Here is a 10,078-nt window from a genome sequence, read left to right as displayed (position 1 = left end):
GCTGATGACGTTGTAGCCGGCATAGCGGCCCATCGGGCGGCCGTGCTGACACGACATCACCGAATGGTGGTCATCGTCCATGCGGGCCACCGCCACGTCGCCGGCCGCGAATACCGCGGGCACCCCAACCACTCGCAGGTAGTCGTCAACCGTCACGCGGCCCAGCCGGTCGCGCGGCACCAATAGTTGCTCGGTCAGGCCGCTGGCCCGCATGCCGGCACACCACACCACGGTGCGCGCCGCAAGACGCTCACCCGAGGCAAGCGTGAGGCCGTGTTCGTCGATCGCGGCGACGGTCACTTTCGGCACCGTCTGAACGCCGTTGTCCGCCAACGCCTGTTCGATCACCGGGCGTGCCGAGGCGCCCATGTCGGAGCCGATGTCGTTGCGGTCGAGCAGAATCACCCGCGGTGCGACGCCGGCGAACAATTGCCGCAACCTGTTTGGTAGCTCGCAAGCCAATTCGATGCCGGTCAGCCCCGCTCCAACCACGATGACCGTGGCCGCCCCCGCGTTCGCCGGCCCGCCGGCCAAGCGCGCCAAGTGCTCCCGCAGCACCACCGCGCCGTCGTACGTGTCGACGTCGAAGCCGTACTCCTGCAGGCCCGGTATGGCGGGTTTGAGCACGTGGCTGCCCGAGGCCAGCACCAGCCGGTCGTAACCGTGCGTCTCGCCGGTGGAAGTTGTGACGGTCCGGGCGTCGGGGTCGATCGCGGTCACTTCGGTGGCGAGGTGAGCGATGCCGACGGGGTCGAGCAGGTCGGCGAGCGGAATGCGGCAGGTGCTCAGATCGGCCTCGTAGTTGCGAACCCGGATGTCGTGGAAGGGCTGCGGGCTCAACACGGTGATATCGACCGTGCCCGTCGGCACGGCGAGTTCGTCGAGGCGCCGGGCGGCCGCGAGCGCCGCCCACAGCCCCGCAAATCCCGAGCCCACCACCAGCACAGCGGTCAACGGTTCAACCCCTCATATCGCGTCGTGAGCCTGCCACCAGGCACAGTGTGGACCGTGTGCACCACCGGGGCGACCAAACGGCGGTGGCGGTCGTCGTAGTCTTATCTCTGTGAGTGTCCTGTCCGGCTGGTTGTCCGCACTGCCCCCGCAAATGCGGGACCCGGTGCTGTTCGCCATCCCATTCTTCTTGCTGCTGCTGACCCTGGAATGGACGGCGGCGCGCAAGCTGGAACAAATCACAGCCGAGGATCCGCGGCCGGCTTCCGGTTCACACCTCACCCGTGACTCCCTGGCAAGCATCTCGATGGGCCTGGTGTCGGTCGCCACCACCGCCGGTTGGAAGACGCTGGCCCTGCTGGGCTACGCCGCGATCTATGCCTATCTCGCGCCCTGGCACCTGTCGGCGACCCGTTGGTACACATGGGTTGTCGCGATCCTGGGTGTCGACCTGCTCTACTACGCCTATCACCGGATTGCCCATCGGGTGCGACTGATTTGGGCGACGCACCAAGCTCACCACTCGAGCGAGTACTACAACTTCGCCACCGCGCTGCGCCAGAAGTGGAACAACAGCGGCGAGATCTTGATGTGGGTTCCGTTGCCGCTGTTGGGAATTCCACCGTGGATGGTGTTCTGCAGTTTCTCGGTGAACCTGATCTATCAGTTCTGGATCCACACCGAGCGCATCGACAAGCTGCCGCGGCCTTTCCAATTCGTCTTCAACACGCCTTCGCATCACCGCGTGCACCACGGAATGGACAAGCTGTACCTCGACAAGAATTACGGCGGCATCTTCATCATCTGGGACCGGCTCTTCGGAAGCTTCCAAAGCGAGGTGTTCCGGCCGCATTACGGCCTCACCAAGCGGGTGGACACCTTCAACATCTGGAAACTGCAGACCCGCGAATACGTGGCAATCGGCCGCGACTGGCGCTCGGCGACCCGGTTCCGTGATCGATTGGGGTACGTCTTCGGGCCGCCGGGCTGGGAACCGCAGGTCGCGGGGAAATCCGATACTTCGGCTTCGCTGGCGACGTCGCTGTAACGTACGCCTTCTACGGCGCGAAAAGTTGAGCGTGGGGGAAGGTGACGCCGTAATCTCGATTTGCGGTCGGTATTTTCGGGCCCCGGTGGATCGGAGTTCAGTGGTTCGTCGCCTGGCAACGCGTGCATTTGCCGCGTCGATCGCGGTAACTGCGCTCGTGCCATCCATCCCGGCAGCGCCGGCCAAAGCCGACCCGGTGTGGGTGTTTCCGGGCATGGAGATCCACCAGGACAATCGCGTCTGCACGCTGGGTTACGTCGACCCCGCGCTGAAGATCGCCTTCACCGCGGGGCATTGCCGGGGCGGCGGGGGAGTCGTCACCGACAAGAACCGCAACGTCATCGGCCGCCTGGCGGCCTTCCGGGACAACACACCAACCGGCACTACGGTGGCCACCGACCAGTTGATCACCGACTACGAGGCGATTGTGCTGGACAACAACGTCATGGCGAACAACGTCATGCCGAGCGGGCGTGCGCTGGTTTCGGGTCCGGCGCCGGCGCTGGCTCCGGGACAACCGGTCTGCCATTTCGGCGTGGCCACCGGTGAGACCTGCGGGACGGTGGAAAGCGTGAACAACGGCTGGTTCACCATGTCGCACGGCGTGCAAAGCCATAACGGCGATTCGGGCGGTCCGGTGTACCTGGCCCCCATGGGTGGCCCCGGACAGATCGTCGGGATCTTCAACAGCGTCTGGGGAAGCTTTCCGGCAGCGGTGTCGTGGCCTGCCACCTCGGAAGAGGTCCGCGAGGACCTTGGCGTGCCCAGTCCCCGCTAGCGAGGTTCAGCGCGACGTGCCGACCGCCGTCAGCGCGAACACCGGGATCGTGGGCGCGGCAGCCAAGAACTGTTCCCGGCTGCTGTCCGGGGTCAGCCCGGCGACGTAGTCCTTGACCTGCCAGTACCACCTGTCCAGATAGCCCTTCAGCAGTTCGGGTTTGGCAGCGTCGTCGACTTCGCTGGCCGCGGTCTGCCGCCTGCGCCAGCGCGGGCCGGTTTCAACGACCCCCGCAGCCCTGACGTTGCGCGCCCACTGGGTGTTGCCGCGCGGCGAGACGAGGTAGTCGACGCCGTCGACGGTCAGCAGGTTGATCACAACTGCACGCGGCTTCCCGGATTTGCGGCCACGGACGTGCAGCGCCCGGGTTCCTGCGATGCTGATCCCCATCTCGGCCAGCCAGCGGATCACCGAGTTGGCGGCCTGGGCGACCCGGTTGGGTTCTTCGTATCGAGTCGACATGAGGCGTCCTCTCGGTCGGTGTAACGAGAGCAGTGCTCTCTGTAGCTGTCACGTTGCCATAAATCGAGCCATAAAACAAGAGCGGTGTTCTCGGTTGTGTCAGACTGACCGCGTGGGCAAACGCCAGGAGTCGCGAGAGCACATCGAGGCGCGCATCATCGAACTCGGCCGCCGCCAGCTGGTGGATCGTGGCGCGGCCGGGCTGTCCGTGCGCGCCATTGCCCGCGACCTGGGAATGGTGTCCTCGGCCGTGTACCGGTACGTGTCCAGCCGCGACGAGCTGCTGACCTTACTGCTCATCGACGCCTATTCCGACCTGGCCGACGCCGTTGACCGCGCCCGCGAATCCGTGGGCGACCTCTGGAGCGACGACGTCATTGCGATCGCGCGGGCGGCAAGGGGCTGGGCCATCAGATATCCCGCCCGTTGGGCCCTGCTCTACGGCAGTCCCGTTCCCGGGTATCACGCTCCGGCGGATCGCACGACGCCCGCCGGCACCAGAGTAGTGGTGGCGTTCTTCGACGCGGTAGCCGCCGGGATCGCCACCGGCGACATCAGACTGACCAATGATGTTGCCCCCCAACCAATGTCATCCGACTTCGAGCGGCTTCGCCAAGAATTCGGATTTCCCGGCGATGATCACGTCGTCGCCAAGTGCTTCTTGCTGTGGGCGGTGGTAGTCGGCGCCATCAGCCTCGAGGTGTTCGGGCAGTACGGCACCGACACCCTGACCGATACCGGTGCGGTCTTCGACGCGCAGCTCGCGCTGCTGGTGGATGTGCTGCACCAGCACGGACCGCCGAACTAGAACGTGTTCACTCGGCCTCTTCTTATCCGAAGCGGCTCGTCACGGCAAAGTCTTTCCGGCCCTTTCTGACCGCCGAAGGACTGGGCTATTGTGCGAGACGATGACGCTTCCCGTTCAATCGCCGACGCAGATCGCCTGGGTCAGCGCCGACCTCGACGCCACCGAAACGGCTCTCACCGGCCTGTTAGGTGTGAAGAAGTGGGTGCGGATACCCGAGGTGCACTTTGCTCCGGACTCCTGCAGCTATCTCGGCAAGCCGGCCGACTTCGTCGCCAGCATCTCATTGAGCTATCTCGGCGACATGCAACTCGAGCTCATTCAGCCGGTCAGCGGAGAGAACATCTATAGTGATTTTTTGGCCGAGTGCGGGCCGGGTCTACACCACATCTGCATGGAGGCCGAGAGTCCTGAGGGGCTCGAAACGGCACTGGCGCAAGCCGTCGACCTCGGCGCCCCGGTGGTGCAGCGGGGCGTGATGCCCGGCGGAATCCAGTTCGCTTACGTGTCGGCGCCGCAAGCTGGGGTGCCGTTTGTGGAGATCGCTTACGTCGCACCAGAGATGCGGGCGTTCTACGACTACATCAAACAGGAGCAGCGGTGAGCACCGCCGGCGACGATGCAGAACGCAGTGATGAGGAGGAGTGGCGCCAATGAGCACCGAAATCCCGGCAACGGTCAGCGTGGACGACGTGACGTCGTGGTCCGATGAGGTCGACGTGGTGGTCATCGGCTTCGGGATCGCGGGTGGTTGCGCCGCAGTCAGCGCGGCGGCCGCCGGCGCGCGGGTGCTCGTGCTGGAACGCGCCGCCGCCGCGGGCGGCACCACCTCGCTGGCCGGCGGCCACTTCTACCTGGGTGGCGGGACGGCGGTCCAGGAGGCGACCGGTCATGCCGATTCGCCGGATGAGATGTACAAGTACCTGGTCGCGGTGTCGCGGCAACCGGACGAGGCCAAGCTTCGCGCCTACTGCGACGGCAGCGTCGAGCATTTCAACTGGCTCGAGGACCTTGGTTTTCAGTTCGAGCGCAGTTACTTCCCGGGCAAGGCGGTGATTCAGCCGAACACCGAGGGGCTGATGTTCACCGGCAATGAGAAGGTGTGGCCGTTCCTGGAGAAGGCGGTTCCGGCGCCGCGGGGCCACAAGGTGCCGGTGCCCGGCGACACCGGCGGGGCCTCCATGGTGATCGACCTGCTGCTGAAGCGGGCGGCGAGCCTGGGCGTGCAGATCCGGTACGAGACGGGGGCCACCAAGCTCGTCGTGGACGGCTCGGGAGCGGTTGCCGGTGTGGCGTGGAAGCAGTTCTCCGAAACCGGTGCGATCAAGGCAAACTCGGTGATCATCGCTGCGGGTGGGTTCGTGATGAACCCGGACATGGTAGCTACGTACACCCCGAAGCTGGCCGAAAAGCCGTTCGTCCTCGGCAACACCTACGACGACGGCCTGGGCATCCGGATGGGCGTATCGGCCGGTGGCGCCACCCAGCACATGGATCAGATCTTCATCACGGCTCCGCCGTACCCGCCGTCGATCCTGCTGACCGGGATCGTCGTGAACAAGCTGGGGCAGCGGTTCGTCGCCGAGGATTCGTATCACTCCCGGACGTCGGGGTTCATCATGGATCAGCCGGACAGCGCGGCCTATCTGATCGTCGACGAGGCGCACCTGGAGCACCCCAAGATGCCGTTGGTGCCGCTGATCGACGGCTGGGAGACCGTCCCGGAAATGGAAGTCGCACTTGGCATCCCGGAAGGCAACCTCGTCGCGACGCTGGACCGCTACAACGAGTTCGCGGCCAAGGGCGAGGACCCCGACTTCCACAAGCAGCCCGAATTCCTTGCGGCGCAGGACAAGGGTCCCTGGGGCGCGTTCGACATGTCCCTCGGCAAGGCCATGTATGCCGGGTTCACCATCGGCGGCCTGGCCACGTCGGTGGACGGCGAGGTGCTGCGCGAGGACGGCACCGTCATTCCCGGCCTGTACGCGGCCGGGGCGTGTGCGTCCAACATCGCCCAGGACGGCAAGGGCTACGCCAGCGGCACGCAGCTGGGGGAGGGCTCGTTCTTCGGGCGCCGCGCCGGAGCGCACGCGGCCCGGTCGGCCGGGGGCGCGTAGGCGCGCCAAAAACACAGCGCCGGAGCGCACGCGGCCGGGTCGGCCGGGGGCGCGTAGGCGCGCAACGTCACCGCCTGAACTCCACTAGCGACTCCAGCCGCTCCCGATAATGTTCGAGCGGCGGGACCTGCCGATTCGGGACTTTCGCGGCGTCGTCCCAACGGCGCAGGCGGCACGCCGCGTCCGCATATCGGATCCGGCTGAATCGGGCGATCTCCTGCGCGTTCATCGGCCCGCCCTGAACCCGCAAGCTCCGCACCGACGCATCAGAAAGACCACGCGCATAAGCGGCTTCGGTCGCGACCAGGTAGCGCTTGGCGGCGACATGCAGCGCGATGGGCACGGTCACGGCCGGCGGGAACCAGCGGCCGAGCAGATTCGCGGCAACGAACTGATGGTTTTCGTCGTTGTCCAGGAAGTCGACGTTACCGTTGTGCTCGTCGACTAGCAGGTGTCCGAGATCGTGTAGCAACGCCGCGATTGTCATTGAGTCCTCGGCGCTTTCGGCTGCGGCGAGGGCGGCCGACTGCATCGCATGCTGCGTCTGGGTGACCGCTTCGTCGTAGTGGTTGTCGCCCCGGTCGACAAAGAGAGCAAGGATGGCGTCGGCCACCTCGGTGGCGGTGGTGGGGCTGGTGAGCGGCCAGTGCGCTTCGGTGGTCATTCGTTCGGCCCGGCCGGAGCGATGCCTTGGAAATGACCGATCAGGCTGACCCGTTGCGTCTCGCCGTCGCCGGCCGCAGCGGACAGGGCGGCGCGCTTGTCTCGGTAATAGGTCTCGTGGAAGTCGCCTGCCGAGGCGGCGTTGTAGGTCAGGTAGAGGGCACGTCGCGAGGTGTGCGATGTGTTCGGCCCGCTGCGGTGCGGTGTGTGGCTGTGGAACCACACCAGGGAACCGGCACTTACCGGGTGGGCCTGCCAGTGCAGGGATTCGGCGATGTCTGGACGGATGCAACCGTCTCCATCGGTGGGCAACAGCTCGTGGTGCATGCCGCTGACGAGTTCGAGGCAGCCGTTCTCGACGGTTGAATCATCCACCGCCAGAAGGCAACTCACGCTGACGTCGACGTGCGGATACGCGGGGGCGTCCTGGTGCGCGGCGAATCCGGCCCCGCCGGGATGCTTGTAGTTGATCTTCTCCTTGTAGAGGACGGCGGGTTCGCCCAGGAGTTGGCCGGCGATCGCCGGCACCGCACCCGCCGTCAGCAGAGTCCGCAGTTCATCGTGCAACGGCGAGAAGTTCTCCGTCCGGGTGCGCCGCACCCCGCCGCCGGTCTGCTCGTCGTGCTGCAGCAAGCCGGCCCCGTGCCGTTCGGGCCATCGCTCCACGTCGCAGACCCAGCCCCGCAAGCGATCCAGGTCGTCGCTGGACAAAAAGCCCGGAACGGCCACATAGCCGTCACGGGCGAAGGCATCGATCTCGGTTCGCGACAGACTCGCTGCGGCGATCTCTCTCGTGCTTTGTGTTGACATGGCCCCTCTTCTCTGACGCATCCATCCGGAACGCTACCCGCCTCTGGAATTTTATTTCAAACTGAACCCGGTCACAGAAGGGAATTTCCATCCACTGTTCACTTACATTTCGGAGTAATGTTTCATCGACTCCGTAGGGTCCGGCACATGACACAGACCCAGAGTCACCCCGACAGCGCGCCCGGGGTCGTCGATGTTCTCGATGGATCCCGATTCCAACGCTTCCACGTCAAGGCGATAATCGTCTCTGGCGCAGGCTTTTTCACCGATGCTTACGACCTGACGGTGATCGGCACCGCCCTGCTGCTGATCAAACCGGAATGGGGGCTCAGCACCGGCCAGGTGGCCCTGATCGGCAGCAGCGCGCTGATCGCCTCGGCGATCGGGGCTGTCATCTGGGGCCGGATGTCTGACGTTGTCGGTCGCAAACGCATGTACGGGCTGGCCGCCCTGCTGATGACGCTTGCGGCCATCGCGTCGGGGCTGTCGCCGAACTTCATGTGGCTGTTGATATTCCGATTCATCCTCGGTTTGGCGATCGGCGGCGACTATCCCGTGTCGGGCGTGATGATGACGGAGTTCGCCAACGTGGCCAACCGGGGCCGGATGGTCGCAATGATGTTCTTCAGCTACGTGCTGGGCTCGATCGCGGGTCCGGCCGTCGCGCTAATCCTGCTGGCCACTGGTCTCGACCATTCGCTGACCTGGCGGCTGTTGCTCGCGCTCGGCGCAGTCCCGTCAGCGTTGGTGCTCTACGCGCGCACCAAAACACCGGAGTCGCCGAGGTTCCTGGCGGAGATCGACGAGAAGCGGGCCGCCGCGGATCTGACGGCGTTCACCGGCACCACAGCGATCGCCACCGGCAGCGCGCACGCGCGCCCGACCTTGCGGCAATGTCTGGCCGCGCCCGGCGTCTGGCGGGCCGTTCTCATGACGGCCGGCGTCTGGTTCTTGTTCGACATCGCCTACTACGGCAACACCATCAGTGCGCCCTTGTTGGTGAAAAACGTTGCCCCGCATGCCTCGACAATGGCCACCGTGGCCGTCAACCTCGTGCTGTACGCGGCCTTCACGGTGCCGGCTTTCGCCGTCACGATCTGGACGATCGACAAGATCGGCCACATCCGGCTGCAGGTCATCGGGCTCGTCGGCATGGCGGCCGGCCTTGCGGCCATCGCACTCGTGCCTGCCGTCAGGAACAGCGTCGGCCTCTTCGTCGCCGCTTACGGTGTCAGCAGCTTCTTCGTGTGGTTCGGCCCCGGTGTGGCGACCATGCTGCTGTCGGCCGAGCTGTTCGCGACATCCATTCGGGCCACCGCGCACGGCTTTGCCGCAGGCACCGCGAAACTCGGGGCGTTCGTGGGGGCGATCACCTTCCCACCGATGCTCGCGGCCTGGGGCTTGCAGGGCACCGAATTGGTCGCGGCGGCGTGCTGCCTGGCAGCCGCTGCACTCTCGCTGATCGTGCCGGAACCGCGCGGGCGGTCACTCGACGAGATCGCGTCGTCCCGCCTCGACGAGCGCAGCCCGGCCACCCCGGACCCCGCTCTTCCTGAAATCGCGGCGCGCGTCGTGCCATGATTCAACTCATGACGACCGCCGATCCCCGCCCCCCAACGGGATCGGTGGTCGCCCACATTCGGGCGGCGCTGCCCGACCTGACCCCGCGCGCGCAGACGATCGGCCAAGCCGTGCTCGACGATCCGCGGGCGATCATCCATTTGACGGTCAGCGACCTGGCCGAGCGCACCGCCACGTCGGTGGCCTCGGTGGTCCGCTTCTGTCAGGACGTCGGCCTGCGTGGCTATGCGGACCTGAAGATCCGGCTGGCGGCCGACACCATATCCACCGAAGAGACCCTGCACGAAGGTATCGGCCCGGGCGACGACCCGTCCACGGTGTTGAAGAAGGTGCTGGCGGACTCGCAGGCGGCCGTCGCCGGAGCCGCCGACACCATCGACCCCGCAAAGTTCGAATCCGCCGTCACCGCCCTTGCCGGAGCGTCTCATGTGCTGTGTGTCGGCGTCGGGACATCCGCCCCGCTGGCCCAGGATGCCGGATATCGTTTGCGCACAACCGGTTTGAGTGCCGACGCACCCGCGGACGGGCATGTTCAGCATGTCGCGGCGCGGCTGCTGAAGCCGGGCGCGGTGTGCCTGTGCTTCAGCCACACCGGTCAGACCCGCGAATCGCTGATGGCGGTGGAGGCGGCCAAGGACGCCGGAGCGACGACGATGGCGATCACCAGTTTCTCCCGCTCGCCGCTGAGCGCGCTGTGCGACATCGTGCTGGTGGCCGGGGCCAAGGAAACCGACTTCCGCGTCGAGGCCGTTACGAGCCGGATCGCGCACATCGCGGTGTTCGATGCGCTGCACGCCGCGGTGTTTCTCAAGACGATGCGACGAGCGGGTGACGCCCAGCGCCTAACCGCGGAAGCCCTGACG

The 10,078-nt window shown here is 66.0% G+C and carries 11 protein-coding genes; 7 read left to right on the top strand and 4 right to left on the bottom strand.

Annotated elements, in window-relative coordinates:
* Window positions 1–954 (bottom strand): FAD-dependent oxidoreductase (locus JOZ00_RS07610; protein ID WP_293341948.1); only part of this gene is annotated, 954 nt, incomplete at its 3' end.
* A gap of 109 nt (window positions 955–1,063) precedes the next feature.
* Here JOZ00_RS07610 and JOZ00_RS07605 point away from each other — a divergent pair.
* Both JOZ00_RS07605 and JOZ00_RS07600 read left to right on the top strand, forming a co-directional pair.
* Window positions 1,064–1,999: a sterol desaturase family protein gene (locus tag JOZ00_RS07605; protein ID WP_293341945.1), complete on the top strand. Its 936-nt coding sequence runs from the start codon at window positions 1,064–1,066 to the stop codon at window positions 1,997–1,999.
* A gap of 100 nt (window positions 2,000–2,099) precedes the next feature.
* A complete protein-coding gene (locus JOZ00_RS07600; protein WP_293341951.1) occupies window positions 2,100–2,777 on the top strand; it encodes a hypothetical protein in 678 nt (225 codons plus the stop codon).
* Between the two features lie 6 nt (window positions 2,778–2,783).
* On the opposite strand, the gene JOZ00_RS07595 is transcribed toward JOZ00_RS07600, so the two are convergent.
* Window positions 2,784–3,239: a nitroreductase/quinone reductase family protein gene (locus JOZ00_RS07595; protein WP_293341942.1), complete on the bottom strand. Its 456-nt coding sequence runs from the start codon at window positions 3,237–3,239 to the stop codon at window positions 2,784–2,786.
* A gap of 112 nt (window positions 3,240–3,351) precedes the next feature.
* Between JOZ00_RS07595 and JOZ00_RS07590 the strand changes: the two genes are divergently transcribed.
* From JOZ00_RS07590 to JOZ00_RS07580, 3 genes are all read left to right on the top strand, one after another.
* The gene (locus tag JOZ00_RS07590; RefSeq protein WP_293341939.1) at window positions 3,352–4,047 is read left to right on the top strand and encodes a TetR/AcrR family transcriptional regulator; all 696 of its coding nucleotides are present in this window, start codon (window positions 3,352–3,354) and stop codon (window positions 4,045–4,047) included.
* Between the two features lie 100 nt (window positions 4,048–4,147).
* The gene (locus JOZ00_RS07585) at window positions 4,148–4,648 is read left to right on the top strand and encodes a VOC family protein (protein WP_293341936.1); all 501 of its coding nucleotides are present in this window, start codon (window positions 4,148–4,150) and stop codon (window positions 4,646–4,648) included.
* A 49-nt stretch (window positions 4,649–4,697) separates the two neighbouring features.
* Window positions 4,698–6,161 carry an FAD-binding protein gene (locus JOZ00_RS07580; RefSeq protein WP_293341933.1) on the top strand — a complete coding sequence of 488 codons (1,464 nt, stop codon included), beginning with the start codon at window positions 4,698–4,700 and terminating at the stop codon, window positions 6,159–6,161.
* A gap of 67 nt (window positions 6,162–6,228) precedes the next feature.
* Here the strand turns inward: JOZ00_RS07580 and JOZ00_RS07575 are convergent, their stop codons facing one another.
* On the bottom strand, window positions 6,229–6,774 hold the full coding sequence (locus JOZ00_RS07575) for an inositol oxygenase family protein (RefSeq protein WP_293341930.1): 546 nt from the start codon (window positions 6,772–6,774) through the stop codon (window positions 6,229–6,231).
* Between the two features lie 47 nt (window positions 6,775–6,821).
* The gene (locus tag JOZ00_RS07570; RefSeq protein ID WP_293341927.1) at window positions 6,822–7,634 is read right to left on the bottom strand and encodes a phytanoyl-CoA dioxygenase family protein; all 813 of its coding nucleotides are present in this window, start codon (window positions 7,632–7,634) and stop codon (window positions 6,822–6,824) included.
* A 147-nt stretch (window positions 7,635–7,781) separates the two neighbouring features.
* Here JOZ00_RS07570 and JOZ00_RS07565 point away from each other — a divergent pair, with 147 nt between their 5' ends.
* The gene (locus tag JOZ00_RS07565) at window positions 7,782–9,215 is read left to right on the top strand and encodes an MFS transporter (protein WP_293341924.1); all 1,434 of its coding nucleotides are present in this window, start codon (window positions 7,782–7,784) and stop codon (window positions 9,213–9,215) included.
* Window positions 9,216–9,223: 8 nt separating this feature from the next.
* The coding region (locus tag JOZ00_RS07560) for a MurR/RpiR family transcriptional regulator (RefSeq protein ID WP_293341921.1) at window positions 9,224–10,078 on the top strand (855 nt) is incomplete at its 3' end.

Origin of the sequence: Mycobacterium sp. (assembly GCF_019243155.1) — a bacterium.
GTDB lineage: Bacteria > Actinomycetota > Actinomycetes > Mycobacteriales > Mycobacteriaceae > Mycobacterium.
Note: the sequence above shows the minus strand (reverse complement) of the source record. Positions and strands in the feature narration are given on the sequence as shown.

Coding starts and splice junctions, on each gene's coding strand:
- JOZ00_RS07595 (WP_293341942.1), bottom strand. CDS start 3,239: ATGTCGACTCGATACGAAGAACCCAACCGGGTCGCCCAGGCCGCCAAC.
- JOZ00_RS07580 (WP_293341933.1), top strand. CDS start 4,698: ATGAGCACCGAAATCCCGGCAACGGTCAGCGTGGACGACGTGACGTCG.
- JOZ00_RS07585 (WP_293341936.1), top strand. CDS start 4,148: ATGACGCTTCCCGTTCAATCGCCGACGCAGATCGCCTGGGTCAGCGCC.
- JOZ00_RS07565 (WP_293341924.1), top strand. CDS start 7,782: ATGACACAGACCCAGAGTCACCCCGACAGCGCGCCCGGGGTCGTCGAT.
- JOZ00_RS07570 (WP_293341927.1), bottom strand. CDS start 7,634: ATGTCAACACAAAGCACGAGAGAGATCGCCGCAGCGAGTCTGTCGCGA.